The sequence below is a fragment of the Jiella soli genome, assembly GCF_020615385.1.
Lineage (GTDB): Bacteria > Pseudomonadota > Alphaproteobacteria > Rhizobiales > Rhizobiaceae > VKMB-3413.
In genome coordinates, this window is record NZ_JAJAVB010000014.1 from 144,651 (window position 1) to 171,625 (window position 26,975).

General features: G+C 67.0%; 22 protein-coding genes and 1 pseudogene. 8 read left to right on the forward strand and 15 right to left on the reverse strand.

Annotated features, from left to right (window positions below; genetic code table 11):
* Window positions 1-312: 312 nt before the first annotated feature.
* Window positions 313-1,752, reverse strand: coding sequence for a VWA domain-containing protein (locus LH400_RS08285; RefSeq protein ID WP_229152200.1), 1,440 nt, complete (start codon window positions 1,750-1,752; stop codon window positions 313-315).
* A gap of 333 nt (window positions 1,753-2,085) precedes the next feature.
* Here LH400_RS08285 and LH400_RS08290 point away from each other — a divergent pair, with 333 nt between their 5' ends.
* The 3 genes from LH400_RS08290 (at window position 2,086) to LH400_RS08300 (ending at window position 5,523) form a co-directional block, all read left to right on the forward strand.
* Window positions 2,086-3,300, forward strand: a complete 1,215-nt coding sequence (locus LH400_RS08290; protein ID WP_229152201.1) for an argininosuccinate synthase — start codon at window positions 2,086-2,088, stop codon at window positions 3,298-3,300.
* Between the two features lie 133 nt (window positions 3,301-3,433).
* Complete coding sequence (locus LH400_RS08295; protein WP_229152202.1) at window positions 3,434-4,621, forward strand: endonuclease/exonuclease/phosphatase family protein; 1,188 nt, start codon at window positions 3,434-3,436, stop codon at window positions 4,619-4,621.
* Between the two features lie 272 nt (window positions 4,622-4,893).
* Window positions 4,894-5,523: a hypothetical protein gene (locus LH400_RS08300; protein WP_229152203.1), complete on the forward strand. Its 630-nt coding sequence runs from the start codon at window positions 4,894-4,896 to the stop codon at window positions 5,521-5,523.
* 91 nt (window positions 5,524-5,614) lie between these two features.
* Here the strand turns inward: LH400_RS08300 and LH400_RS08305 are convergent, their stop codons facing one another.
* Both LH400_RS08305 and LH400_RS08310 read right to left on the reverse strand, forming a co-directional pair.
* Window positions 5,615-6,514, reverse strand: coding sequence for a DUF1206 domain-containing protein (locus LH400_RS08305; RefSeq protein WP_229152204.1), 900 nt, complete (start codon window positions 6,512-6,514; stop codon window positions 5,615-5,617).
* A gap of 149 nt (window positions 6,515-6,663) precedes the next feature.
* Entirely contained in the window at window positions 6,664-7,143 is a 480-nt protein-coding gene (locus tag LH400_RS08310) for a hypothetical protein (RefSeq protein WP_229152205.1), read from the reverse strand.
* A gap of 334 nt (window positions 7,144-7,477) precedes the next feature.
* Here LH400_RS08310 and LH400_RS08315 point away from each other — a divergent pair, with 334 nt between their 5' ends.
* The 3 genes from LH400_RS08315 to LH400_RS08325 all read left to right on the forward strand — a co-directional run bounded on the left by LH400_RS08315 (window position 7,478) and on the right by LH400_RS08325 (window position 10,640).
* On the forward strand, window positions 7,478-8,485 hold the full coding sequence (locus LH400_RS08315; RefSeq protein WP_229152206.1) for an LLM class flavin-dependent oxidoreductase: 1,008 nt from the start codon (window positions 7,478-7,480) through the stop codon (window positions 8,483-8,485).
* 293 nt (window positions 8,486-8,778) lie between these two features.
* On the forward strand, window positions 8,779-10,056 hold the full coding sequence (locus LH400_RS08320) for a hypothetical protein (RefSeq protein ID WP_229152207.1): 1,278 nt from the start codon (window positions 8,779-8,781) through the stop codon (window positions 10,054-10,056).
* Entirely contained in the window at window positions 10,053-10,640 is a 588-nt protein-coding gene (locus LH400_RS08325) for a protein-S-isoprenylcysteine O-methyltransferase (protein ID WP_229152208.1), read from the forward strand. The genes LH400_RS08320 and LH400_RS08325 overlap by 4 nt, the downstream gene beginning before the upstream one ends.
* Window positions 10,641-10,686: 46 nt before the next feature.
* On the opposite strand, the gene LH400_RS08330 is transcribed toward LH400_RS08325, so the two are convergent.
* The 4 genes from LH400_RS08330 to LH400_RS08345 form a co-directional block, all read right to left on the reverse strand.
* A complete protein-coding gene (locus LH400_RS08330) occupies window positions 10,687-11,949 on the reverse strand; it encodes a multidrug effflux MFS transporter (protein WP_370638358.1) in 1,263 nt (420 codons plus the stop codon).
* A 300-nt stretch (window positions 11,950-12,249) separates the two neighbouring features.
* Window positions 12,250-12,723, reverse strand: coding sequence for a MarR family winged helix-turn-helix transcriptional regulator (locus tag LH400_RS08335; RefSeq protein ID WP_229152209.1), 474 nt, complete (start codon window positions 12,721-12,723; stop codon window positions 12,250-12,252).
* 350 nt (window positions 12,724-13,073) lie between these two features.
* Window positions 13,074-15,245 carry a malate synthase G gene (locus LH400_RS08340; RefSeq protein ID WP_229152210.1) on the reverse strand — a complete coding sequence of 724 codons (2,172 nt, stop codon included), beginning with the start codon at window positions 15,243-15,245 and terminating at the stop codon, window positions 13,074-13,076.
* A gap of 96 nt (window positions 15,246-15,341) precedes the next feature.
* Window positions 15,342-15,491 carry a hypothetical protein gene (locus LH400_RS08345; RefSeq protein WP_229152211.1) on the reverse strand — a complete coding sequence of 50 codons (150 nt, stop codon included), beginning with the start codon at window positions 15,489-15,491 and terminating at the stop codon, window positions 15,342-15,344.
* 239 nt (window positions 15,492-15,730) lie between these two features.
* Between LH400_RS08345 and LH400_RS08350 the strand changes: the two genes are divergently transcribed.
* Window positions 15,731-16,681, forward strand: a complete 951-nt coding sequence (locus tag LH400_RS08350; RefSeq protein ID WP_229152212.1) for a TAXI family TRAP transporter solute-binding subunit — start codon at window positions 15,731-15,733, stop codon at window positions 16,679-16,681.
* A 965-nt stretch (window positions 16,682-17,646) separates the two neighbouring features.
* Here LH400_RS08350 and LH400_RS26320 read toward each other — a convergent pair.
* The 7 genes and pseudogenes from LH400_RS26320 to LH400_RS08380 form a co-directional block, all read right to left on the reverse strand.
* Window positions 17,647-18,123 (reverse strand): hypothetical protein, encoded by a 477-nt coding sequence (locus LH400_RS26320; RefSeq protein WP_370638355.1) that lies wholly within the window; start codon window positions 18,121-18,123, stop codon window positions 17,647-17,649.
* Window positions 18,124-18,176: 53 nt separating this feature from the next.
* The gene (locus tag LH400_RS08355; protein WP_370638356.1) at window positions 18,177-21,053 is read right to left on the reverse strand and encodes a class I SAM-dependent DNA methyltransferase; all 2,877 of its coding nucleotides are present in this window, start codon (window positions 21,051-21,053) and stop codon (window positions 18,177-18,179) included.
* Window positions 21,054-21,689: 636 nt separating this feature from the next.
* A complete protein-coding gene (locus tag LH400_RS08360; RefSeq protein ID WP_229152213.1) occupies window positions 21,690-22,019 on the reverse strand; it encodes a DUF167 domain-containing protein in 330 nt (109 codons plus the stop codon).
* A 6-nt stretch (window positions 22,020-22,025) separates the two neighbouring features.
* Window positions 22,026-22,328, reverse strand: coding sequence for a YggT family protein (locus LH400_RS08365; RefSeq protein ID WP_229152214.1), 303 nt, complete (start codon window positions 22,326-22,328; stop codon window positions 22,026-22,028).
* A gap of 157 nt (window positions 22,329-22,485) precedes the next feature.
* Complete coding sequence (locus tag LH400_RS08370) at window positions 22,486-22,836, reverse strand: lipid-A-disaccharide synthase N-terminal domain-containing protein (protein ID WP_229152215.1); 351 nt, start codon at window positions 22,834-22,836, stop codon at window positions 22,486-22,488.
* Entirely contained in the window at window positions 22,833-23,615 is a 783-nt protein-coding gene (locus LH400_RS08375) for a glycosyltransferase family 2 protein (RefSeq protein ID WP_229152247.1), read from the reverse strand. Before LH400_RS08375 ends, LH400_RS08370 begins: the two co-directional genes overlap by 4 nt.
* Window positions 23,616-23,849: 234 nt before the next feature.
* Window positions 23,850-24,536, reverse strand: a pseudogene (locus LH400_RS08380) (phosphatase PAP2 family protein); the annotation flags it as partial.
* A 204-nt stretch (window positions 24,537-24,740) separates the two neighbouring features.
* On the opposite strand from LH400_RS08380, the gene LH400_RS08385 reads away from it, so the two are divergent.
* On the forward strand, window positions 24,741-26,156 hold the full coding sequence (locus LH400_RS08385; protein ID WP_229152216.1) for an ArnT family glycosyltransferase: 1,416 nt from the start codon (window positions 24,741-24,743) through the stop codon (window positions 26,154-26,156).
* Window positions 26,157-26,381: 225 nt separating this feature from the next.
* Here LH400_RS08385 and LH400_RS08390 read toward each other — a convergent pair whose 3' ends face one another.
* On the reverse strand, window positions 26,382-26,771 hold the full coding sequence (locus tag LH400_RS08390) for a septal ring lytic transglycosylase RlpA family protein (protein WP_229152217.1): 390 nt from the start codon (window positions 26,769-26,771) through the stop codon (window positions 26,382-26,384).
* Window positions 26,772-26,975 lie beyond the last annotated feature (204 nt).

Consider the following 26,975-nt stretch of genomic DNA (forward strand, 5'->3'; position numbering starts at 1 on the left):
GCCCGCACCCTTACAACGCCGGGAGCGCCAAGGGCAGCCCGCCGCACGGATTTTGACAGAGTGAGCGCGGCGCCACGTAAAGCCTTACCGGTACCCTTCAGGGTTACACGCGCATGGAGACCGGATTCGACCAGATCCGTTCCGGTGAGCAGCTGAGGCCCGCTCCAAGGCGGGCTGATCAAGCGCCCGCGGCGGCTTGCGGTCGTTCGTTGGTCTTCGACCGGTCACCCCGCTGCCCGCCGGTCCACACCCCGGCGAAGCAGCTTCCGCCGCAAGGCGCGCCCGGGACGCTGAGCCCGAACGCTCTTGGCGTCAGTAGGTGAAATTGTAGGAGGACAGGTCCGACGTCTCGACGCCGACGATCAGGATCGAGCCGCCGTCGAGCGTCAGGAGCGTGTTGCCGCCCGCCGTATCGGTCAGCCGCGCCTCGATCTGGGAATAGGTCGTCAGGCCGGTGTCCGTGAGGTCGATCCGGTCGTAATAATCGTCGAAGCCGTAGACCGTGTCGTTGCCGTTGTTGGCATCGGCGACGACGATGTCGCGCCCGTAATCCGACGCGCCGACGAAGATCTGGTCGTTGCCCGTCCCGCCATAGAGCGTATCGCTGCCCTCGCCCGCGAAGATCGTGTCGTCGCCCGAGCCGCCATAGCAAAGGTCGTCGTCCTTGCCGGAAGCGATCTGGTCGTTGCCGGCACCGGCCCCGATCTCGTCGTCGCCGCTTCCGCCCGCGACCGTATCGGCGCCACCGCCGGAAAAGACGAGATCCACCTCGCTTCCGCCATAGGCGATGTCGGCCCCGCCGTCGCCGCCGCCATAGATCGTGTCGGCTCCGGCCGCGCCATAGGCGGCATCGCCCCCCTCGCCGCCGCCCAGCATGTCGTCGCCGTCGCCGCCGCCGATGGCGTCGCCGCCCACGCCGCCGAAAATCTGGTCGGAGCCGGTCCCGGAAACGATCAGATCGTCGCCGTCGCCGCCATACATGGAATCGTTGCCGCTGCCGCCGAAGGCCTGATCATTGCCGGCCCCGCCGAAGATCTGGTCGCTGCCGTCGTCGCCGGTGATGGTGTCGTCGCCCGCCCCGGCAAAGATCGTGTCGAAGCCCTTGCTGCCGATCACCTGGTCGCTGGACGCCGTCCCGACAGTCGTCTGCGTGCCGGTGAGGATGATCGACAGAATGCTGTCGACGATCTCGTCGAGGTCGCCCGCCTCGATCAACGCTCCGCCGGTTCCGTCGGCGATCTTCTGGAAGGAGACACGGGTTTCCGCGTCGAAGCTGCCCGACGTCCCGCCGAGCAGCACGGGGAAGACGTCGACATCGACGGTCCCGTTCAGTGCGACGGCATTCTCGGAGAGCTGAACCATCTCGTTGAAGCGCGTGAGATCGTCGCCGGGCTCGTCGCCGAAGAGGATGACGCGGTGTGCCTGCGCGCTGTCACGCCAGGGTCCGGCATCGCCGCTGAAGCCGGCGATCAGCGCGTCCATGACGTTTTCCGTGCTGCCGCCCGTATAGCCGAGCCCCTGCAGCGACGAGATCGCGATCGTGCCGTCCCCCGTGAAGCTTTGGACGATATCCTGGTCGAAGGTATAGGTGATAACAGAGACACGCGAGCCGGTTCCCGACAACAATGTGTTGACGATCTCGACAGCGCTGTCCACCACGGTATTGATCTCCTCGCCCATGCTTCCCGAGGAGTCGATCACGATCGAAAGATCTTGGTCTACCCCGCCAAACGGCGACTTGATAATAGCCATTGCTCACCCTCACCCGATCTCGTCGAAGTTTATCTGCCTTTTCTGTCACGCTACTCTAGGTGCGATTTTCAGTGTAAGGCAACAGTTTTCTCTTCATCAGCATCGATCCATTCTCGATCCGATTGATCTCGGGAGGCGGTCGGCGTGCCGCTCTCGCGAAGATCGCCTGGGGTGCAGGATAATGATGAGGAGCACGGATGCCGCGCCAGCCGATGCGGGCGGGATGTCCGGGCAGATCTCGGCGTCATCACAGCACGCCGGCACCGGGCGCTTCCCTCGACCGCTTTTCCTGGTGTAGAGCCCGGGTCAAACACAGACAGGAAAGACCGGTTCATGAAGCGCGACGTCAAGAAGGTCGTCCTCGCCTATTCGGGCGGGCTCGACACCTCCATCATCCTGAAATGGCTGCAGACCGAATTCGGCGCGGAGGTCGTGACCTTCACCGCCGATCTCGGCCAGGGCGAGGAGCTTCAGCCCGCGCGCGAAAAGGCCGAGCGGGCCGGCGTCAAGGACATCCGCATCGTCGACGTGCGCGAGGAGTTCTGCCGCGATTTCGTCTTCCCGATGTTTCGGGCGAATGCCGTCTATGAAGGCACCTATCTTCTCGGCACCTCGATCGCCCGGCCGCTGATCTCAAAGCATCTCGTGGACATTGCCCGCGAGACCGGCGCCGACGCCATCGCCCACGGCGCGACCGGCAAGGGCAACGACCAGGTCCGCTTCGAGCTGTCGGCCTATGCGCTGAACCCGGACATCAAGGTCATCGCCCCCTGGCGGGACTGGGCGTTCAAGTCGCGCACCGAGCTTCTCGACTTCGCCGAGAAGAACCAGATCCTCGTCACCAAGGACAAGCGCGGCGAGGCGCCCTTCTCGGTCGACGCCAACCTCCTGCACTCCTCCTCCGAGGGCAAGGTGCTGGAGGATCCGGCCGAGACGCCGCCGCCCTACGTCTTCATGCGCACGCTCAGCCCCGAAGAGGCGCCGGACAAGCCGACGGTCATCACCATCGGCTTCAAGAACGGCGATCCGGTCTCGATCGACGGCAAGGCGATGAAGCCGCACGAGCTGCTCGCCGCCCTCAACGATCTCGGACGCGACAACGGCATCGGCCGGCTCGACCTCGTCGAGAACCGCTTCGTCGGCATGAAGTCGCGCGGCATCTACGAGACGCCGGGCGGCACGATCCTTCTCGCCGCCCACCGGGCGATCGAATCGATCACCCTCGATCGCGGCGCCATGCATCTGAAGGATCAGCTCATGCCGCAATATGCCGAGCTGATCTACAACGGCTTCTGGTTCTCGCCCGAGCGCGAGATGCTGCAGGCCGCGATCGACAAGAGCCAGGAGCATGTCGAGGGCGAGGTGCGGCTGAAGCTCTACAAGGGCAATGTCATCGTCGAGGGCCGCTCCTCCCCGAAGTCGCTCTATTCCGACGCCCTCGTCACCTTCGAGGACGATCACGGCGCCTATGACCAGAAGGATGCCGCCGGCTTCATCAAGCTGAACGCGCTCCGGCTGCGCACCCTCGCCAAGCGCGACGGGCGCTGAGCCGAAGGGCGCGCGCCGCCCGTCCTGACCGACCGCGAGACCGAAGCGATCCGCCACCGCCGCCACTGAGGCGCGGTGGCGGAAACGTTTCCGGCGCAACGAATTTCCCGCGAACTCGGGGGCGCCCGATGCATTGCGCCATCAGGCCGGCGTGATCGTCGCCGGCATCGGAAACGAGGCGCAGATGGCGGAACGAAGGGGACGGATCGGCAAACCCTGGGGATGGATACGGGCGATCGTGGCACTCCTCGTGGCCATCCTCGCCATCGCCAGCCTCCTGCCCTTCCTCCACACCAACGTATGGTGGGTGCGCTTCCTGTCCTTTCCGCGGGTGCAGTTCCTCTGCGCCCTCGCCGCGCTGCTTCTGATCTCGATCGCCCTGCCCGGCCGGCTTCGCTGGTACGGCGTCCTGACGAGCGCCGTCGCGGCGGCAGCGCTCGCCGTGCAGAGCTGGACGGTCGTGCCCTATGCGGCCGTCGCCCCGGTGGCGGCCGCGTCCGTAGGGGCCTGTCCGGACGAGCACCGCATCCGCGTCCTCGAAGCCAATCTCCAGATGACCAACGAGCATGACGACCGGCTGTTCAAGGAGATCGAGGCCGCCGATCCGGACGTGCTGCTGTTCGAGGAGGTCGATGCGTGGTGGGACGCGCAGTTTCGGCAGCTGCACGACCGCTATCCCTACTCCAAGCATTACGTGACGCAGAACTATTACGGCATCACGCTGCTGTCGAGATTTCCCCTGATCTTGCCCGAAATCCGCTTTCTCGCCGATTCCCGCGATCCGGCGATCTTCTCCGGCGTGACGCTGCCCTCCGGCGACGACATCCGCTTCTACGGCATCCACCCGCGGCCGCCGACCTTCGGCCAGTCCTCGGCCGAACGGGACGCGGTCATCTCCGCCGCCGCGCTCGCCATCGCCGACGACCAGGCGCCGGCGATCCTCGTCGGCGACATGAACGCCACGCCCTGGTCGCCGATCGTGCGGCGGGCTGCGCGCATCGGCGGCCTTCTCGATCCGCGCCTCGGCCGATCCTGGTACCCGACCTGGAAGGCGAACGCGACGCTCCTGCGCTGGCCGCTCGACGAGATGCTGTTCAGCCGCCACTTCGCGTTGATGGATTTCCGCATCCTGCCGCCTTTCGGCTCGGACCACCAACCGGTTCTGGCAACGCTCTGCTTCGCGCCGCAGCTGGAGCAGAGCGTGCCGAAGCCGGAGGACGGCGACATCGCAGCGGCACGCGCCGCCGTCGAAGCGGGACAGAACGCGGCCGCGCCGTCGCCCGAACCGGCCGCCGGCAAGCAGGCGCCGGGAACCAGCTGATGCCGTTTTTTTCCGGCGGAAGCCGGCGAGGCGCATCAGCAATTCTGTCCTTGGCGGAAGGTCCCGCAGCGAGCAGCCTGAACAGGCCTAAATACTCGCGGACAAACACGAAATCCGATTGTCAGCGAGACCGCGACGCGGAATACTCGCTTTGCGGGGTGGCATGTCGCAACGGTCGGCCGGGAAAAGCTCCATCGGAGCTTCGGGCGGGCGTCGCGACCGTCGTCGTGGCGCCCGGTCCGCGTCCGCGACGCTTTCTTGGAGAGTTTCGGATGCGCGTTTCGACAGGCATCGCCGGCATGACGGCGGCGGTGATGATGCTCTTTGCGGCGACGGTCGAGGCCGCGCCTCCCTTTCCCGCCGATGGTTGCGTGACCTACGATCAGGCCTTCGCCGACGGCGCCCTGATGACGGTCAGGCCCGGCGTCAAACGCGCCCATTTCGTCGACATCTCCTGCAAGGATGGCGAAGACTGCCCGAAGGAGCTGAAGGCCTATCTCGTCCCCGGCGACACCGTGCTCGCCAGCGAGCCCTTCCGCGGCGCCTTCTGCGTCTATTACGGCGCCAAGGGCCGCGCGCTGAAGGCCGGCTACATGACCGAGGACGTCATCCAGCCCGCCAAGCCCAAGGCGGCCGAGATTTCCGGCACCTGGGCGATGGACGACAACACGCTGACCTTCAGGAAGAGCGGCGGCGGCCTCGAGGTGTCCGGCGCGGCCCAGTACGGCGACAATTCCGGCGAGCTCAAAGCGCCGGCAAAGCTGAAGGGCGGCAAGCTGACCGCCACCGACGGCACCTGCACGATCTCCGGGCGGCTGCGCGGACCCTATCTCGTCATCGACGAAAGCGACAATTGCGGCGGCATGAACGTCTCGTTCATGGGAATCTACACCAAGCGCTGACGGGGGCGCTTCCAGCGCATCGGGGGGCGGCGCCGCTCGGGCGCGCCGCTCCCCTCTTCCGCCATGACGATGCGGCGGAGACGCTCGCGTCTCAGTTCACCGCCTGGCGAACCTCGTTCTGGGCCTGGTTCTGCAGGCGGTCGGCGATGGTGATGGTATCGTCCCCGGCAAGCCGCGGGATCACCCGGTAGACGGCCTCGATCAGGCAGTAGACGCAGTAGAACACGAGCCCGATGCCGACCGCGCCGAGAAGGATGCGTCCATAGGCCTGTTCGCGCACGGTCTGGAGCGCGGCTCCGATCCCGCCGGCCTGGCTCGCGTCATGCGTCCAGCCGGCATAGATGAAGAAGCAGCCGATGATCGCGATGACGATCCCCTCGGCGACGAGACCGAGCTTGGCCAGCGGGTCGAGGCGTTCGCTGGTCTTGGTGCTGCGCAGATGCGACTTGTACTTGCCGGTATAGGCCTTGACGAAAAAATAGCCGCCGGCGCCGAGGATGGCGACACCCGCGGCCACGACGATCCATTGGCCGAAGGGATAGGACATCACCCAGGCGGTGAAGCCCTTTGGTCCGCTCGACCCGCCAGATCCGCCGCTGGAGCTGCCCGACAGCGAAAAGCCGGCGGTGAAGATGAGCGAAGCGGCATAGATGCCGAGGCCGAGATTGATCAGGGCGGTGACGAACAGGGCGCCGCGCGCGACGATGCCCTTGAAGCCGTGGCCGTGATCCTCGAGATCCATCCATCCGTCGATGGCCCGCCAAGCCGCATAGGCCGCGAGCCCGAGGGCGATCAGCGCCAGCATGGTCACGCCCAGCCAGCCTCCGAGCAGCGATTTCAGCGCACCCTTGGTGCCCTCCCCATTCCCCGAGCCATACCACGCGGCCGCGAAGGCGAAGATCCCGACGAGGAGATGTACCGCTCCCCGCGCCGAATATCCGGCTCGCATGACGGGATCGACCCACCCCGGCGTTTCGTCGGCATTTGCCATCGGCTTCCCTCACTTTCCAGAGAGGGCACAACCGCTCGCACCGGTCATGGTTCCCGGCCGGCACCCGCGCAAGCCGAGCCCGAGGTCGAGGGCGCAAGGCGCAAGGCGGGTCGTCGCGCCGCCGCTCCGGCACCGGAGACCGACCCGCATTACCCGGCGGCCGACGATCCGTTCTCGCGATAGGCTTCGAGGATGGCATTGCTGCGCGGTTCGCCGTCGGCACTGGCGGAGCGGGTGTCGTCGGCCCCGCCCGCACCGGCTGCGTCGGACGCACCGCCGGCACTCGCACCCTGAAGCAGCATCAGGTCGGCGCGAACGGTGACGGACGCACTGCCGGTAGCGGCGGTCGAATCCCTCGCCAGGGCCGCGGCGGCGGGACCGGACGCGGCGGAACTCGCCTCGGCCTTCTCGGCCGCGGCGATCTCTGTGGTGTACTGGTCCACCAGCGCCTGCTGTGTCGCCGCCTCCTCGGCATCCTGCGTCTGCTCGGCCTCGGCGAGCGCGGCTTCGGCGGCGGAAAGTTTCTGCTGCAGCGCCGCGATACCGTCCGAGGAGGAACCGGAACTGTCGCTGCTACTGGTGACGAGGCTCGTGGCGCTCGAATAGCTGGAGGAAACGGTGAGATGCATGGCCTGGCCTCAAGAACTAAAAGGAAGGGAGAGATCCGCCGGTGTATTCGAGGATGGTTTTGCCCGGCAGGCCGACGCTAGGAAGCCGAGGGTTAACGGCGGCTTCCTCACCGGGCCGCGGAACCATGTCGAAATGTTTCGCCCGGTTGGGCAATGCTTCGTTACACGCGAAATCACCGTGTAAAGCGACAGTGAGCGCTTCGTCCGAGAAGGCCTTCGTGGCGGGTCGATGCCCCAGCGTCATCGTTCAGCCTGGCGAAGACACTGCGGTCAGCCGGCTGCGAAGCCGGTTCGGCGACCCCATCTCTTACCGGCGTTCATGCAAGAGGTGCCGATGCTTCCCTATTCCGTTCTCGATCTCTCGCCGGTCCCCGAAGGCACCGACGCGCGCACCGCGCTTCTCAACTCGGCCGATCTTGCCCGCCATTGCGAGGCGCTCGGCTATCACCGCTTCTGGATGGCCGAGCATCACAACATGCCCGGCATCGCCAGCGCCGCGACATCCGTCGCGCTCGGCTTCGTCGCCAGCCAGACCGAGAGGATCCGGATCGGCGCGGGCGGCGTGATGCTGCCCAACCACGCCCCGCTGGTGATCGCCGAACAGTTCGGCACGCTGGCGACGCTCTATCCCGACCGAATCGATCTCGGCCTCGGCCGGGCGCCCGGCACGGACATGGGGACCGCGCGCGCGCTGCGGCGCAACCTCGAGGCCTCCGACAGCTTCCCGCAGGACGTGGTCGAGCTGATGGCCTATTTCGAGCCGGCCGGTGACGGCCAGCGCCTCAGGGCGATCCCCGGCGAGGGAACGCGTGTGCCGCTCTTCATCCTCGGTTCCAGCCTCTTCGGCGCCCAGCTCGCGGCCCATCTGGGCCTGCCCTACGCCTTCGCATCGCATTTCGCTCCCGGCGCGCTCGATCAGGCGCTCGAGATCTACCGCGAGACCTATCGGCCGTCGGAGCGCTGGCGTGAGCCCTATTTCATCCTTGCCGCCAACGTCTTCGCCGCCGAAACCGACGAGGAGGCGGTCTATCTTAAGAGTTCGATGCAGCAGGCCTTCGTCAATCTGCGCACCGGCAACCCGGGCAAGCTGCCGCGCCCGATCGACGACTTCGTCAAGCGAACCGATCCCGCGGCGCGGGCCATGGTCGATCAGGCCCTGTCGGTCTCGGCGACCGGCTCGCCGCAGACGGTCGAGCGGGCGCTCGCCGACCTCGTTCGCCGCTATTCCCCGGACGAAATCATCCTCACCGGCCAGATCCACGATCACGCCGCCCGCAAGCGCTCCTTCGCGATCGCGGCCGAGGCGATGAAGGCGATCGGCACGGCGCGCGACGCCGCCTGATCCTTTACCGCGCAGCGTCCCGAGTGGGACGCCGACCGAGCCGGCGCGGCCTAGCGCTGGTTCGGCCGGCGCCCGGTCCTTCGCCCTTCCTTCGGGAGCGGCATTGTCTCGGCGCAACAGGTCGGGCATCTTTCTGCAACAGTTCCAAGCTTGCGCCCTCGTTCCGGCAGTATCTGCTTCTCATCTGGCGCTGTTCGTTCTACCGGTCCGGGATTATCGCCGGTAGAACCGCCCCTCCGGAGGCAGCCGGCAGACCGATCCGCACATGACGGCTTGGCCGATCGGGAGGATGCATGATCGAGGAGAGGCTCGTCTTCCTCTTCGCCGGCTTCGAGCCGATGCGGGCGGACGCGCATATCCGCCGTTTCCTGCGTGGGGCGGAGAGCGCCGCCGCGCTATGGGACCGGCCGATATGGATCGCGCCAGGACCCGCAGCGACGGAGGGCGACGGCGATCTCTTTCCGACCCTTCTCTCGAAGCTCGAATCCGAAGGGTCGCAGACGCGCGCCGAGATCGTCTTCTGCGACTGGGGCGATCTCATCCTGGCCTACCGCGCCCGGCCCGCCATCCGGCGCTTTGCCTCCGGGCTCCTCGCGCTCGCCGACTTTCTGGTGACGGGCACGGTGTTCCGCTATTTCCGGGTCAGCTGGCGCTACGGCCTCTTCTACCTGTTCCCCCTGGCGATCGTCGCGGGGGCGATCGCCCTCGGCTCGCTCTGCGGTTTTGCCGTCGCCGCGGCGCTCGGCGGGACGGCCGGGGTGCTTCTCGGCATCGTCATCGGCTTCGCCCTGGCGCTGGCCGCCCTCGTCCTGGCGGACCGGCGACTGCATCTCCTGACGGCGATGGACGATTGGGCCATGGCGCTTGACCTTTGCCGTGGCCGCAACCCCGCCATCATCGAGCGGATGGAGCGGCAGGGTGCGGTCATGGCGGCGCTGATGGCGAGCCGCCCCGCGCAGGAGATCGTCGTCGCCGCACACAGCCTCGGCGCGTCCATGGCCGTGGCCGCGCTCCGCTCGGCCCTTTCCGGCAACGCCGCCCGCGCAGGCCGCGTCCGCATCCTCACCGTCGGCTCGAGCCTGATGAAGACGGCTCTCCACCCGGCAGCGGCCCCGCAGCGCCGGGCCGTCGCGGCGCTCGTGGTCGATCATCGAATCCCCTGGACCGACTGCCAGAGCCTCTCCGACCCGATCAACTTCTACAAGTCGAACCCGGCCACCTCGCTCGGCCTGAGGGACGGCCGCACGCCCGATGTCGTGCGCATCCATTTCAAGCAGATGCTGAAGCCCGAAACCTATCGCCGGATCAAGCGCGACTTCTTCCGGGTGCACCGGCAGTTCGTGCTTCCGGTCGAGCGCCGCTGCGCCTATTCCTTTCACATGCTGCTGCTCGGGCCGCGCTCGGTCGCCGACTTCGCCGCGACCAGAAGCGTCGACATCCCCACGCCCGGCGAATCCGCGGTGACGGCGGCAGACGGAGCCGAAGTGCGCTCCACCATGCCCCTGCCGCTGTCGCAGCCCCAGAAGATCGCGTCTTCGCCTTCGGCCGCCGCGCCGGTTCGTGCGCAATGACCCCCATCCTTGCCGGCAAGATCCTGTGGGTGCTGACCGTCGTCGGCTGGTATGTCATCCGCTATCCGTTCGAGCGGCGCGCCCGGCGGAACCGCGTGGCACGAACCCGGCGCGGCGTGCCCGAGACGATCCGGATGCTGATCTCGCTGAGCGGTCTCGGTATCCTGCCGGGCCTCTACGTCGCGACCGGCTTTCCGCGGGGCGCGGACTATTCCCCCTCCTGGCTGCAGATCGGCCTCGGCCTTCTCGTCATGATCGGCGCGCTCGCCCTCTTCCGGCTGACCCACAAGGCGCTGGGAAAGATGTGGTCGGTCTCGCTCGACATCCGCGAGCGTCACGAGCTCGTCACCACCGGCATCTACCGGCGGCTGCGCCATCCGATGTATTCGGCCTTCTGGATGATGGCGCTCGCCCAGACGCTGCTGATACCGAACCTCGTCGCCGGCCTCGCCGGCCTCGTCGGTTTCGGCATCCTGTTCTTCTCGCGCATCGGGCCGGAAGAGCGGATGATGGAGGAGACCTTCGGAGCGGCCTATCGCGCCTATTGCGAACGCACGGCCCGGGTCCTTCCCGGGATCTACTGAACTCTCCCGGCTTCGCTCCGGCCGAACCCGGCCCGCTCCGCCGGCGTCATCCGCGGCCGTCGTCGATGAGCTGCGGCGCGGGAATCTCGGGTGCCGGCTCCGGTTCGGCGAGATGCGGATGGGTGCGGTAGACGAGATAGGCGGAAATCGCGATCAGCCCGAGCGCCGGCACGACGATCTGGGTCGCCATCACCGGATCGCCAATCGCCGCGCAGGCCGCGCTGCCGGCAAGCCCGGAGCCCATCTGGATAAAGCCCATCATCGCCGCGGCGGCGCCCGCCATCTTCGGAAAGGGGGCGAGCGCGGCGGTGGTCATCGCCGGCATGACGAAGGCGATGCCGAAGGCGAACGAGCCGACCGGGATCATGATCGACAGGTAGGAGACCGGCAGGAGCGCGATTGAGACCAGGAGGCCGACGCTCCCCGCGCCGACGAAGCCGAGCCCGGCCGGGACCAGCGGATAGGCGCCGGTGCGCGGCATCAGCGCCCGCACCAAGAGCGAGCCGACGAAATAGCTGCCGGTCTGGGCGAGCATACCGATGCCGAACTCGGTCGGCGTCATCCCGGCTTCGCCGATAAGCACGAAGGGCAGGATAGTCGCCATGGTGTAGAGTGCGCCGACCGAGCCGCCGATGGTGAGCCCGGTGGCGAGGAAATGGCGATTGCCGGCAAGCGTGCGATAGGCGTCGAGAATCGCGCGCGGACGGATGCGCGAGATGTCGGGCGTTGTGGTCTCGCGCATGACGAAGAGCGTCATCCCCACGACGACGAAGCCGAAGAACAGCATCACGGCGAAGATCGCCTGCGCGCCGGCAAGATCGAGGGTGATACCGCCGATGGTCGGCGACACAGCCGGGCCGATCGCCAGGATCAGCCCGATCGTGTTCATGATCCGCGACGAAGCCTCGCCGGAAAACTGGTCGCGCACGATCGCCCGCGAGGTCGCCACGCCGACCGACGCGCCCACCCCCTGCAAAAGCCGGGCCGCGATCAGCACCTCCACCGTTGGCGCGATAAGCGCGAGCAGCGATCCCGCCAGATAGAGCGTCATGAAGCCGAGAGTCGTCGCACGGCGTCCGAGCGCATCGGAGACCGGGCCGCAGACCAGCTGGGTAAAGGCGAAGCCGGCGAAATAGACCGACAGCGTCAGCTTGATCAGCGCCTCGCTGGTCCCGAACTCTTCGACCAGAGCCGGCATCGCCGGCGTGTAGAGCGACATGGACACCGAGCCGATCGCAACGAGGCAGCCACCGACGAGACCGGTGCGCCGCTCCGACATGCGTCGCTCGGAAGAGGGAGCGTCCGGCATGGACGATCCGCCGGGCGCGCTGCGGGAGAGATCGAGAGGCTTCATCAGTCCGGCTTACGACATCGATGGCCGGCTGCGCCAGCCGACGGGCGCATTCATCTCGTTTTTTCCGGATGGCCGGCGCCGCAGCTTTCGCGGGAGGGGCGGCGGCGCAATGTCCCACACAGCCGCCCGCCGAGCGATCAGCGTTTCACGACGCGTCCCGGACCCGCCACATCGTCAGACCCCCGGATCGGGATCGATCTTCGCGATGCGAGGCCGCCGCTCCGGCCGCCTCGACGCGAGATTGGGCGCCGCGTCTCAGGCGGCTTCGCTGGTCTGGCCGAGAATGCTCGGGTCGCTGGTCAAATTGGCGCGCATGCGGCCGAGGAGATCCAGGGCCTGTTCGCGCTCGGTATCGTTGAAGCCCGACGTGATTCGATCGTAGACGGCAACCGCCAGTGGCCGGGTTTCCTCGAAGATCCGGCTTGCCGCCTCGGTGGTGCGGACAACCTTGGCGCGGCGGTCGTGCGGATCGGTCGCCCGGGTGACGAGCCCGCGGGCCTCCAGACGATCGAGGTAGGCCGACAGGGTCATCGGCTCGACCCCCATCCGATCCGCCAGGACCGCCTGACGGGAGCCCTCGAGACGTGCGACATGCGCGAGTGCCCGAAGCTCGCCGGGCGTCAGCTCGATCCCCGCCTCGACGACGATGCGCTCGAATTCCTGTCGGAATAATCGGGCGACATCGACGATCAAGAATCCAAGTGGGTTGCTGTGAAGAAGCTGGGACACGGGCATGTTTCCTCTGTCACTTATACGTCTGTTTCTTCGGTACGAAGACTGTCAGGTTTCTGTCACATCGACCGCTAGCAATCTGTCACACGCTTGGGAAGTCACTGACATGATTGTGACATCTGGAACGGACGCTGTGATCGACTCTATACCGGCGACCTAGCGACACTCTCGGTACCGTCTTTTTAACGATTTGGTAAAGTTAACAAATGATTACGCGACCAGCAACCTGTTGGTGCCGAAGGAATTTGTCCATTGGAGTGATTTAACCGGGTCCGTGCGAATTGTTTTTGATCGCACACACTTTTCGCCGACGGGCGAGCGCAGGTAGCGGGGNNNNCGCCAATCCATCAGCCGGCCGCGGCAGCCTTCTTTTCCAAACGGCGCCGATGCAGGACCGGCTCAGTGTATCCCGATGGTTGCACGCGGCCCTCGAAGACCAGATCGCAGGCGGCCTTGAAGGCGATCGACTCCTCGAAGTGACCAGCCATGGGCTGGTAGTTCGCGTCGCCCGCATTCTGCTGGTCGACCTTCGCCGCCATTTCCTTCATCGCCTCCATGACCTCGTCCTTGGAGACCACGCCGTGGTGCAGCCAGTTCGCGATGTGCTGCGAGGAGATGCGGCAGGTGGCACGGTCTTCCATCAGGCCGACATCGTTGATGTCCGGCACGGTGGAGCAGCCGATGCCCTGGTCGATCCAGCGCACGACATAGCCGAGAATGCCCTGCGCGTTGTTGCGCAGTTCGGCCTTCACCTGCTCCTCCGGCCAGTTGGCGCGGTTGGCGAGCGGGATGGTCAGGATGTCGGAGAGGATCGCCCGCCGCCCGCCCGCGGCGATGGCGTCCTGCCAGGCGAGGACGTCGACCTTGTGATAATGGGTGGCGTGCAGGGTCGCGGCAGTCGGGCTCGGCACCCAGGCGCAATTGGCGCCGGCCTGGGGATGGCCGACCTTCTGGGCCAGCATGTCGTGCATCTTTGCCGGTGCCGCCCACATGCCCTTGCCGATCTGCGCCTTGCCGCGGAAGCCGCAGGCAAGGCCGACATCGACATTCCAGTCCTCATAGGCCTTGATCCAGGTGCGGTCCTTCATCGAGGTCTTGCGCACCATGGGGCCGGCTTCCATCGAGGTGTGGATCTCGTCGCCGGTGCGGTCGAGGAAGCCGGTATTGATGAAGAACACGCGGTGCCTCGCCGCGCGGATGCATTCCTTGAGGTTCACCGTCGTGCGGCGCTCCTCGTCCATGATCCCCATCTTCAGCGTATAGCGGTCGAGACCGAGGGCATCCTCGACGCGCCCGAAGATCTCATCGGAGAAGGCGACCTCGTCCGGCCCGTGCATCTTCGGCTTGACGATGTAGATCGAGCGGGCGCGCGAATTGCGGGCGCCGCCGGTCTTCTTCAGGTCGTGGATCGCGATCATCGCCGTGATCATGGCGTCCATGACGCCCTCGGGCGCCTCCGACCCGTCCTTCAGGCGGATCGCCGGATTGGTCATCAGGTGGCCGACATTGCGGATGAGCAGCAGCGAGCGGCCCGGCAGCGAGAAGGCTGCGCCGCCGGCCGCCCGATAATCGCGGTCCGGATTGAGCCGGCGGGTGATGGTCTCGCCGCCCTTCTCGAACGTGTCCTTGAGATCGCCCTTCATCAGGCCGAGCCAGTTGCGGTAGACGGCCGTCTTGTCCTCGGCATCGACCGCGGCGATCGAATCCTCGCAGTCGCAGATCGTCGTGACCGCCGATTCCATCAGCATGTCGGCGACATGGGCGCGGTCGTTCTTGCCGATCCGGTTCTCGGCATCGATCACGACTTCCAGATGCAGCCCGTTGTGCTTGAACAGCACCGCCGTCGGCGCCGCCGGATCGCCGCGATAGCCGGCGAAGGCGGCCGGGTTCTTCAGCCGGGCCTTCTTGCCGCCGGCATATTCGGCGACCAGCGTCCCGCCGTCGACCGTATAGGCCTCGACGTCGATATGCGAGATCCGGTCGAGCGGCGCGACGCCGTCGAGGAAGCTCTTGGCCCAGGAGACGACGCGGGCGCCGCGGGCGCGGTCATAGCCCTTGCCTTCGGGCAGGTCGCCCATGGCGTCGGTGCCGTAGAGCGCGTCGTAGAGCGAGCCCCAGCGGGCATTCGCCGCGTTCAGCGTGTAGCGCGCGTTCATCAGGGGCACGACGAGCTGCGGCCCCGGCACCAGCGCGATCTCCGGATCGACATTCGCCGTCTCGATGGAGAAGTCCGGCCCCTCGGGGACGAGGTAGCCGATCTCCTTGAGGAAGGCCTGGTATTCGCCCATGTCGATCAGCTTGCCGCGGCGGGCGCGGTGCCAGTCGTCGATGGAAGACTGCAACCTCTCGCGGACCTCCAGGAGCCCGCGGTTCTTCGGCGCGAGGCCGTTCAGAATGTCCGAGAAGCTCCGCCAGAAGTCCTTTTCCGACACGCCGGTGCCGGGAAGCGCCTCCTCGTCGATGAATGTCTTGAGAACCGGCGCGACTTTCAGGTCATGGACTTCGATCATTTCGGACATCGGCTTCCTCCAACGGTGCAATCCGACGGAAATCGGCCATGGGCCAATTGAAGTCAATTCCGCCGCCGCACCAATGCGAAGGTCGCCGGCCCGGCGCTACGACGCGGCCGCGGGCGTCTGGACGATGCCGGCCGGCCCGTCGGTCTCGACCGAGGCGTTGAGGGCCGCGCCGAGATAGAAGCTGCCGATCCCGAGGAGAATGAGCGCGACGGCGACGCCGGCGACGGGGAGAATGCGGGTTTCCATGGATGAAGCCTCCTGTTTCGCAGAAACTACGGCCATCGGGCCGGCCGGTTCCCGCCATGAGGGCGGCAAGTCCCTTCCCGGCCAAGGAATTGCCGCCGCGCGACAGGGAACCGCCGGCCGCCGGGGCTTTCTCCGCCCGCGGGAGGGCATGCGAACCGGCCGAAGGGTTGAGCTTGCCACCGCCCCTGTTGCAAGCTCTCCTCCTGGGCCGCTTCGGCCCGATCCTCGGGAGGAACACAATGCAGCTCTTCAAACGCCTGGCCGCCCCGGCCGTGGCGGCGGCGATCGCGCTCTCGCCGTCGGCCGCGTCCGCACAGCAGTTCATCAACGTGCTCACCGGCGGGACGTCCGGCGTCTACTATCCGCTCGGCGTCGCCCTCGCCAAGATCTACGGCGACAACATCGAGGGCGTGAAGACGCAGGTCCAGTCGACCAAGGCCTCGGTCGAGAACATCAAGCTGATCGCGCAGGGGCGCGGCGAGATCGGCTTTGCGCTGGGCGACAGCGTCAAGGCGGCCGCCGAAGGCAATGCAGAGGCCGGCTTTCCGCAGAAGGTGGAAAAGCTGAGGGCGATCGCCGCGATCTATCCGAACTATGTCCAGATCGTCGCGTCGAAGGATTCCGGCATCACCGATCTCGCCAGCCTCAAGGGCAAGGCGCTGTCGGTCGGCGCGCCGGCCTCGGGCACCGAGCTCAATGCGCGCGCGATCTTTTCGGCCGCCGGCATGAGCTATGACGATCTCGGCAAGACCGAATACCTGCCCTTCGCCGAATCGGTCGAGCTGATCAAGAACCGCCAGCTCGACGCGACGCTGCAGTCGGCCGGGCTCGGCGTCGCCTCGATCCGCGACCTCGCCGCCTCGATCCCGATCACCGTCGTCGCCGTCCCCGCCGAAATCGCGGAAAAGCTCGGCGCCCCGTTCCAGGCGGTGGAAATCCCCGCCGGCACCTATGACGGCCAGGCGGAGGCGGTGCCGACGCTCGCCATCACCAACATCCTGGTGACCTCGTCGGACGTTTCCGACGACCTCGCCTACCAGATGACCAAGCAGCTCTTCGAGCATCTCCCAGACCTCGTCGCCGCCCACAACGCCGCCAACGGCATCGACCCGAAGACGGCGGCCAAGAACCTGCCGGTGCCGCTGCATCCCGGCGCCGAGCGCTACTACAAGGAAGCCGGCCTGCTCTGACGCACCGGACTTCGACCGCCGCAGGCCGAACCCTCGGCACGCGCCCCAAGCGGCGCCCCCTCCCCAGCCGATCTCCCCCCATGCGTGGGGGGGGGGCCGCAGGGCGGGCGAGACAAGTGGCTCGCCCCGGCCCGGCAGGGCAGAGGGGGGCGCCTCGGCACCGCCCTCTCCGGCCGTTTCAGTGCGGCCGACGAAGCCGAACCAGCCACCTCGCCATCAGATACAGGCGGATGATGAAAAGCGGCGCGACCGCCAAGGCCGCCTCGCACCCAATCCACCCGTCGGGACTGCGCCAGCGCGTCCCCAAGCCGATGTCGGCGGCACACGCCCCCCTCTGGGCTGCCGCCCATCTCCCCCACCAGGGGGGAGATCATCCCCGCGCCTGCCCTCGCGCCCTGTTCCCCCGTCCGATCCCGCGCCAACCGCAACCGATCCCCTCGGCCCTCGCCCCAGCCGATCTCCCCCCTTGCGGGGGGTCCGCAGGACGGGCGAGACGCGTGGCTCGCCCCGGCCCGGCAGGGCAGAGGGGGGCGCCCCGGCACCGCCCCTCTCCGCCGTTTCAATGCGCCCAACGGAGCCGAACCAGCCGCTTCGCTATCAAGTGCAGGCGGGTGATGGAGGCGACACGACCGCCAAGGCGGCCTTCCACCCAATCCACCCGTCGAGGCTGCGCCAGCGCGTCCCCAAGCCGACGTCGGCGGCACACGCCCCCCTCTGGGCTGCCGCCCATCTCCCCCACCAGGGGGGAGATCATCCCCGCGCCAACCTCGCGCCCTCTTCCCCCCTCCGATCCCGCACCAACCGCAACCGATTCCCGCGGCCCCGCCACAGCCGATCTCCCCCCTTGCGGGGGGCCCGCAGGGCGGGCGAGACGCGTGGCTCGCCCCGGTCCGGCAGGACAGAGGGGGGCGCCCCGGCACCGCCATCTCCACGGGGTCAATGCCGCCGCCTGACCTTTCGCAACCTCACGCTGCCCGGCGAGCCGCAAAGCGGCCGTCCGGGAGGGCTGTGACGTGGCCGTAACGGGCGAGCATGGCCAATGCTTCGGCGACGCGCGGCTCGATCCGCTTGCCGCCTCGCTTGAACGCGCGCGCGATCTCGGCGGCGGCCATCGGCCGGCCGCTCGCGATGAGGATGCCCTCGACGGAGAGCGGCTGCTCGGTACGGTCGGTTGGGAAGGCCGGCTTGCCCGCGTCGATCGCCACCACCGTCTCCGGCAGCGCCAGTTCGCCGGACTTCGCCGCCTTGCCCGTGGCGAAGCGCGGGATCTGGTAGTCCGGCCGCAGCCAGCGCACGTGTCCCTGTGCCTCCTCTCGCGCCCGCTCGGCGTTGAGCGCCACCAGGCGTTCGAGGATCTCATCGTCGGAAAGGTCCGCCGGCCAGCCATAGGCCTCGGCGGTCAGGGCATCGATCGTCTCGTGCAACTCCTTCAGGATCAGCACCAGCCCGCGCCGCTTGACGTCCTCGTCCTTCTCGCTGAGCGCTTCGCCGACCTTCAGCTTTTCCAGGACGTTGTAGACCCCCCGGTCAGGGTCAGGTCGCTGTGCTCGGCGAGCACGCGCTTGCGGGTGGCGTCGAGTTCCTCGCCGACGAGACGGAGTTTTTCGCGCACGGACTCTGATGGGTCGGGGAATGGGAAGGGGTCAAAGCAGCGGGATTTGGAATAGCGAGGGTCGTTGCCAACGCCGAGCCAGCCACCCGCGCGTAGAGCCCAGCCTACATGATACGAAGAGCTCAAGATCGAGAGAAAATAAGCGTCTGAAAATGCAAACGCGACTACCATGTGGTCGGGCACCACATCGCCCGGCACTAACTGAAAATGTCGATGCTTCGAGGTTTCGGTGGTCGCAATATAACTCTGCAACCCGTTCAAAGCCGGCCGGAATTCCCGTCGAGGTTCGGCGAAAATCCACCATCTGTCGCGATAGGCGGCTCGGTTGTTTTGTGCCCTGATCGGTTTCACGGCACCGAGAAGATGCTGATATAATTTAGGTGCAGCAGATCTAACCTCTGCATCAGACAAATTAAACAGATCGATGACGAACCTGCTGGATTTTCCGGAAATTAGCTCTCGACCGTTCATATAGCGACGAACGAAGTGCTCTTCCATGCCAGAGAATTGCTCGGCTTGGGAACGAGACAGTACAAACCCTCTGCCCGCGAGGAGCATTCCATTGTTACTAAGGCCAATATTCGCGCGTAGCTTTGTTGTTTTTGTAATATCAACCCCGAATGTCAAGTCCTGGTTTATTTTTCCATGAAAATATTTAAAGACTATATTCGGGGAGTCTGTATCAACTCCCGACTCGTGCTGAATTTCCAGAAGAACTCCCTCCTTGGCTACGGCGGCTACGGTCATTGCGATTCGGACAGATGCCGCATCGTGCGTGGCCTTCGTCCACGGATGGTCTCCTACGGCGAAAACAATTGAGGCCTTGGAGTTTCCATTTATCCGTCCTTCAATGACACGACGATTGAAGAGCTGCGTTATCGAATTCGTCGTCACGAAGCCGAACCGCCTAAGAACAGACTTCCCGGATTGCAAAATCTCCGCCGCTCGATCCCACCAGAACATGACGAAGTCCGCGGATTCGTTGATGTGCTTGTGGACCTGCCAGAGATTCCGAAGATAATCCTCGCCAAGGGCGCAACGCATCGGCTCACCCTTCCCGATAAAAGGTGGGTTCCCCACGATAAACTCCGCCTCCGGCCAAATCGGTCGGCGTAGGTTCGGATAGTCCTCCACGCGCTTGCCGTCCCGCTCCTCGACCTTGGGCAGCGGATAGCCATCCCATGTCAGCACCGCGTCATAGCCCTCGTGCCGGCCGAAATTGATGTTGCGGAACGCCTTCAGGATCGGCTCGGCGGGGTGGCCGTCCCGCGTGCGGTAATGCTGCTGGAGATAGCCGATCCAGACCACCAGCTCGGCGATCGCCGCCGCGCGCGGGTTCAGCTCCAGGCCGAGGAACTGGTGCGGGTCCACCGTCTCGCGTTCGAGCCCCAGGCTTTCGGTCGCGCCGAGGCGGGCGAGCGTCTCCAGCACCTCGCCCTCCAGCCGCTTGATCAGCTCCAGGCTGACATAGAGAAAGTTGCCGGTGCCGCAGGCGGGATCGAGCACCCGCGTCGTGCAGAGCTGGTGGTGGAAGCGGCGGACGATCTCGGCGGCTTTCTTCTCCTCGCCGTCCTCCTTAGCGGCCTCGGCCCGGGTCAGCGCGCGGCGCCAGTCCTCACGCAGCGGCTCCATCACCGTGACGTCGACCAGCCGCTGCACATAGGCGCGCGGCGTGTAGTGCGCGCCGAGACGCTTGCGCTCCGTCCGGTCCAGCGCCTGTTCCAGCAGCGTGCCGAAGATCGCCGGGTCCACCTCGGTCCAGCGCGCTCTGGCGGCGGCCAGCAGCTCGCCGATCTCCTCGCGCCCGAGCGGAAAGGCGCGGGCGTCCTTGAAGAGGTTGCCGTTAAAGTGCCTGAGATGCGTGCGGAAGGCGGAGAAGAAGCGCTTGCCCCGCTCCGGTTCGTCCATCTTCGCCCACAGCTCCTCGACCAGCGGCACGAAGGCCTCGGGGCTCTCTACGCAGTCTGCCAAAAGCTGCGTGAAGGCGCCCTTCGGCAGGAGGTCGACGTCCTCGGCGAACATGGTGAAGATGCAGCGCATCAGGAAATGCGCGACGTCCTCGGCGGAATGGCCGGCCTCGAGGGCCTTCGACACTTCCGCAAGGCGCTTGGCGATCTCGCGGGTTACACGGGCGGATTCCCGGGCTGGGTCGAGGCTTTTCGGATCGGTCCAGATGGTGGCGAGGCGCTGGCGGATCTCCGGATCCCTGAGGTCCTCTAAGTAGATGCGAAAGCCCTTGCGGTCGGGAAACTGGCCGTAGGCCCGGCCGGTGCCAGAAAAGTCGGCGAAGAGCTCCAAGGCGTTGCCGACGTCGCAGGTGATCAGAAAGGGCGGCGCGGGATGGGAGGCGTCGAGCAGGAAGACATAGGTCTCCGCCTGCCGCCGCGCGTTCTGCATCATGACGTCCCAGCCCTTCGCCACAGAGCGCCGGCCGAGCGTCTCCGGCTCCTCGGACAGCATCGAGAGCTGGCCGGGGATGGCGTTCTTCTGTCCCGGCAGCCGCGACTGCTTGGCTTCGAGGATGAAGCAGCCCTTCTTGTAGAGGTCGATGCGCTTGGGCGCCGTCCCACCCTCGCTCTCGCGGGGCCTGACGGCGCGCTCAAAGACGTAATCGTTGAAGTCGCGGTCGGCCCCGGCAGGATCGGGGCGCTTCACCCCGATGACGTCGCAGAGTTCAGCGAGAAACATCTGGTAGTTCGCACGCTCGGCCCCGCCCTCGCGGGCCGTCCAGCGCGTGATGAATGTCTCGACGTCGTTCATGCCCTGCCGTCTGTCCCCCGCCATTCCGCCCGCCTTGCGAATCCCCGCTTCGCGCCCAGGTTGGGTCGGCAGAGGACCCCATCTCGGCCATGGAGGCAAGCGAAAGCGGTGCCCCCTCCTTGCGCGCGCGCCCCTCCCCCCAACCAACTTATCCCCGCCCCCTCACCCCGCCGCCATACTCCCCCAACCGCCGGCCCACGACGGGCACGAATGATCACCGGGATCGTTCGCGGGCAGGCGGGCGTGTCCGGGTCGGGGCTCTTCCGGAGGGCCCTGGCGCGGACGGTTTCGAGGCGCCGCCGGACCGTCTCCTTCGCGGAGGCTGCGGATCGGTCCGCTTGACCGGGGGCACCCGGGAAGAGCCGGCCGCCATCGTCCCTCCCCGCCCGCGGCGCGGCAGCGTCGCGGCGCCTTGAGAGGCAGCGGGGCGGGGCGATCACCGGAACCGGAAAGACAGCGTGCGGGATGCCGAAGGCGGACCGTAGTCATAGCGTTCGGAGGGTCTGCCTCCGGCATCCCGCCTGCCCGCTCAAGCCGGCAAAGGATGGAAGGCCGATGATGCCGTCCCGCCGCCGGGACCGGCCCGGCATGCAAGCCGTCCCTGCCGCTTCGCAGGGGCGGGCGTCGTCATGCGCGCTATCGCAGCTTTTCGAGCGCGGCGACGAGGTCGGCCGAGGCGGCCGCGATGCGCACCGTCTTGGTGCGCTGGGTCTCGCCGGCGACGAGCGCGAGGCGGGATTTCGGCAGTTTCAGCGTCTTGGAAAGGAGCGCGATCAGCGCGGCATTGGCCTTGCCGGCCTCCGGCACCGCGCGCACGCGGGCGGCGAGCCGCACCGCGCCGGCCGCATCCGCAACCGTGCCGGTGAGAGCGTCGCGGTCCGAGCGCGGCGTCAGGCGGACGAAGACCAGGAGGTCGTCACCCGCCGGCTTGAAGAACCGGCCGGCGTCCGCCTCCGGCCCGGCCATCCGAGATCAGATCCCGGCGCGGTAGATCGCCGGGTCGATATAGACCGCGATGAGGTACTGCAGGAACATGATGGCGAAGAGGACGATCAGCGGGGAGAGGTCGAGCCCGCCGAGATCGGGCAGGAAGCGCCGGATCCGCCGATAGACCGGCTCGGTCATCTGCCAGAGGAAGCGGCCGATCGAATCGACCACGGGATTGCCGGGATTGACGATGTTGAACGCATAGAGCCACGACAGCACTGCCGAGGCGATGACGATCCACCAATAAAGGTTCAGCGCCTGGTAGATGATGAAAGTGACTGCAAGCATCAATCGGGTCCTCTGGTCGAACAGGCCCCGATGTAGACATCGCCCGTTTCATGTGCAAGCGAACCGGCCGCTGCGGACCGGGGCCTGTCGGCGGGCGGTTAACGCGGAAATGTCCGGCGCCCGGACCGCCGGGATGATGGAAGCGCCGGCGCCCGCGTCAGCGCTCGGCGGCCGCGGGCATATCCATCTGGTCGGTGTCGGCCATCCGGCGCTTCTTCTCGCCGGCGATCAGGAAGAGGTTGCGGGTGTAGATGAACAGGCCCGCCGCCTGGCCGATGATGAAGACCGGGTCCCTGCGGTGCAGCGCATAGATGAGGAGCAGCGCGCCGCCGGCCAGCGAGAAGGTCCAGAAGGCCAGGGGAACGACCGAGCGCCTGGCGCGCTCGGAGGCGATCCACTGCACCACGAAGCGGCCGGTGAACATCGCCTGCGCCACGAAGCCGAGCAGGACCCACAGGTCCAGCCGCTCGACGAAGACGTGCTCGAGATAGGTGAGAAGGTCGCTCACTTGCGGGTCTCCAGGCTACGTTCGTCCACCCGGCCCGGCGAGCGCCGTCCCCGCCGCATCAGCCACCACACGCCGCAAAGGTCGAGGACGCCGCGCAGGCCGCGGTCGAGGATGCCGTAGTTCGAGCGGCCGTAACGCCGCTCGCGGTCCTTCACGTCCAGATGCAGGACATCATAGCCCTCGCGCAAGACCAGTGCCGGCAGGTAGCGATGCCAGCCATCGAAAAAGGGGAGCTGCCGGAACAGCGTCGCCGGCATCGCCTTCAGCCCGCAGCCGGTGTCGCGCGTCGCGTCCTTCAGGATCGCGGTGCGCAGAGTGTTGGCGAAACGCGAGGACATCCGCTTCAGGCGCGTGTCGGTCCGCCCGACCCGCTGACCCGCGACGAGCCCGGCCGCCGGCCCCGCCTTTTCCAGCGCCTCGACCAGCGCCAGGATGAAGGCCGGATCGTTCTGGCCGTCGCCGTCGATGGTGATGACGACGTCGCCGGAGGCGGCGAAGAGCCCGCTGCGCAACGCCCGGCTCTGGCCGGCCGAGCGCTCGTGGCGGACATGGCGGACCGGCAGGCCGTCCGCCTTCAACTCGTCCAGCACCGCGGCGGTGTCGTCCGTCGAGCCGTCGTCGACGACGACGACCTCGAACGTGCGCGCCTGCAGCGCCTCGCCGATCTCGCGCACCAGGATGCGCAAATTCTCGGCCTCGTTGCGGGCCGGCACGACGACGCTGAGCCGGGAAAAGCGCCGCTCCGCGCCGTCATCGAAGCCGCCCGCCGGCCCCGCCAGGCCCGCGGCCTCCGCCTGGGCGAAATCGCCCGCATGTATATCCATATTCCAGTCCTTCTCGGCGCGCGGCATCGTCCGCGCGCGCTGAAGCGGGGCGGCGCCGGCCATCTCCGCGCCGGCCGGCCCCGTCTCCGCCTCCGCCGTCCCGTCGCGGCGCCACAGGCGCCTCGCGGCGGTCAAAAAGGCGCCGTCGATCCGCTCGGCCGAGGCGCCGAAGAACACCGGCCGAAGCGCGACCATGACGGCGAGCGTGATCACCCAGGCGAGCAGAACGTCCGACAGGAAATGCCCGCCGAAGGCGATCCGGTTCAAAGAGACCATCGCCGCGACGGCGGTGAGGCCGAGACCCACGGGAAGCCGGTCCCGCCGCGGGATCACGAAGATCAGCGCCAGCATCGCCGCCGCCGCCGCGCCCTCGCCGGAGACGAAGGAGCAATTGCCCGAACAGCCGCCATGGATTGTCCAGACGGGCGTGAAGATCGCGTCGCCGCCGAAGGCGAAGATATCGCGGGGGCGCGAGCGGCCGAAGACGTTCTTGAAGATGCCGTTGACGAGGAGGCCGGGCCCGAGGAGATAGACCGAGATCAGATAGAGCGCCTGATGCGGCTTCAGGAAGCTGGGCAGACGGCGCGCGACCAGCGGCACGGTGAGCGCGGCGAGACTGCCGGCGAGGATCGCGACCGTGATCCAGGTGCCGAGATTGCGGACGATCCGGAGCGTCCCGTCGTCGGTCAGGACGAAGCCGGCGCCGCGCGTCACGAATTCGCCGCTGACAACGAGATCGAGGCCGGGAAACAGGAGGAAGAAGCCGCTGATCACCAGGAGCGTCCCGACGAGGGTGCGCCCCGGCCGCCGGGCGAAGGCCTTCAGAAGGTTCGCCGCCGGCTCGATGCGGAAGGGTGTGGTCATGTGGATGCTCATGGCTTAAGCCCTTGGCGCCGCGCCCTGCGGCGGCTCCAATTTCCCGTGATGGCGTCGGCCGGTCCTGTCGCCGACGTCGCTGACACGCCCGATCTGCCGCAATTACGGCCGGCTTAAGAGTAAACGATGACCTTGGCCACCATTGAGCCTCGAAATCTTCCGCCTGTGGCACAACGGCTGCAGGACCGGGACCCCGGCTGGCCAGTGCTTCTGGCGGTTCTGGGGGCGCTGACGGCGGCGCGGCTTCTCGCCCTCGCCGTCTCGCCGAGCGAGCTCGGCTTCGACGAGGCGCAGTACTGGGCCTGGTCGCGCGAATTCGCCTTCGGATATTTCACCAAGCCGCCGCTGATCGCCTGGGTGATCGGTGCCGAGACCAGGCTCTGCGGCACGGGAGCGGCCTGCGTCCGGGCGGCTTCGCCGCTCTTCCATTTCGGCACCGCGATCGTCCTCGCAGCGCTCGCGCGGCGGCTCTATGGCGGACCGGCAGGGTTCTGGACCGGCATTTTCTACGCGATCATGCCGGGGATCGCGGTCTCGTCCTTCCTGATCACCACCGACGTCTTCCTGCTGTTCTTCTGGGGCCTCGCGCTCCTCTCGCTCGCCTCCTATCTCGACCGGCCGCGGCTTCTCGCGGCGCTCGGCTTCGGGCTTGCGGCGGGCCTCGGGCTCAATGCCAAATATGCGATGATCTACCTGCCGGTTCTGGTGCTCCTGGCCGCGCTGATGCTGCCGCGGCTGCGCCCGGCGCTGTTCAGGTGGGAGTCCCTCACCGGCCTCGGCCTGATGCTCGTTCTGGTTGCGCCCAACCTTCTATGGAACGCGGCGAACGGCTTTGCCACCTTCGAGCACACGGCCAACGACAATATCGGCTGGAGCCTGTCGCGGCTGAATGCCGTCAAGGGCTTCGAATTCCTCGGCGCCCAGTTCGCGGTCGCGGGACCCGTCGTCTTCGGCGCCATGCTGAACGCCCTCTTCCTCGGCGCGCGTACCGAAAGGCCGGCAACCGACCGGCTGCTTCTCGTTCTGTCCTGGCCGATCCTTCTCGCGATCACCGTTCAGGGCTTCCTCGCCCAGGCGAACATCAACTGGGGCGCGACGGCCTATCCCGCCGGCGTCGTGCTGGCGACGGCCCTGGTGATCCGCCATCGCTGGCGCTTCTTCTTCGTTACCAATCTTCTCGTCTGCGGGTTCGTCAGCCTCGCCCTGATCGCCATCACCGCCGGTTTCGACCCGGTGAACGCCTCCGGCCCGGCGCGGCAGATGCGCCAGCTGGGCGGCTGGACGACGACCGGCGACAATCTCGCCGCCGTCGCCGCCTCGCTCGGTGCAAAGCATGTGGTGATCGACGGGCGGGCTCTGACGGCGGGCATGATCTGGGCCCTGCGCGACAAGCCGCTGGACGTGCGCGCCTACATGAGGCCGGGCACGGCGCCCTCCGATCAGTTCGAGCTTCGGCAGCCCTGGAGGGCGGCGGACTCGAAGGACGGGACGTTGCTGTTCGGCTTCCGCGATGAGGAGGCGCGCGCGCTCGGCGCGCATGAACTGACCGAGATCGGGGCGCCGATCTATTCTACGGGGTCCGGGCGCATGATGGTCTGGGGCTTCGGCCAGCCGCGATAGCGGTGCAAGGCGAAGACACCCCGGATCGCGGCGGGCGACCGGCGGGCGCGAGGAATCGGATCGTTCGGGAAGGATGGGACGTGACGGCGGACGCCGTCTTTCCTGGTCTTGCGGGCGGGAGAGATCCTGCTCACCCTGCCCCCCTCTTTGTCGTCACGGGATCCGCCCTGCGGTCCCGTTCCCCCTTCGGCCGTTGCCGGCCCTGAAGCAGTGAAGCCCGAAGGCTTAGAGCACGTCGATCCTGACCGGCGCGGTGCCGGAGCCGATCATGCCGATCTTGGAGGCGGCAGCCCGCGACAGGTCGATGACGCGCCCGCCATGGTAGGGGCCACGGTCGTTGATGCGCACGACGACGGAGCGGCCGTTGCGCTTGTTGGTGACCTTCACCTTGGTGCCGAAGGGCAGCGTCTTGTGGGCGGCGGTCATGGAATTCATGTTGAAGCGCTCGCCATTGGCGGTGCGCCGCCCGTGGAACCGCTTGCCGTAGAAGGACGCCGCGCCGGACGAGATGTGGCGGGAGCCGGCTTCGGCATGGATGGGTTCGACCGTGACACCGGCCACGAGCGAGCTGGCGAAGAGAGCGGCCGCGAAGGCGACGTTCGGCAGAAGTTTCATCGGGCTTCCTGTACTGCGTTGCGATGCTTCGAGAGCGAGGGCTCAATCGGCGACCTTCGTGACCAAAGCGTGATCCGCTCTGGGCCAAAACAAGATTTTTCCGATTTTCGTGGAACTTTTTTCGGTTTCCCTGCACGCAATTGATTTCGTGGAGGAAATTTGTCGCCGCCATGGTCGGATTGCGACCCGAGACGTCGCAATCCC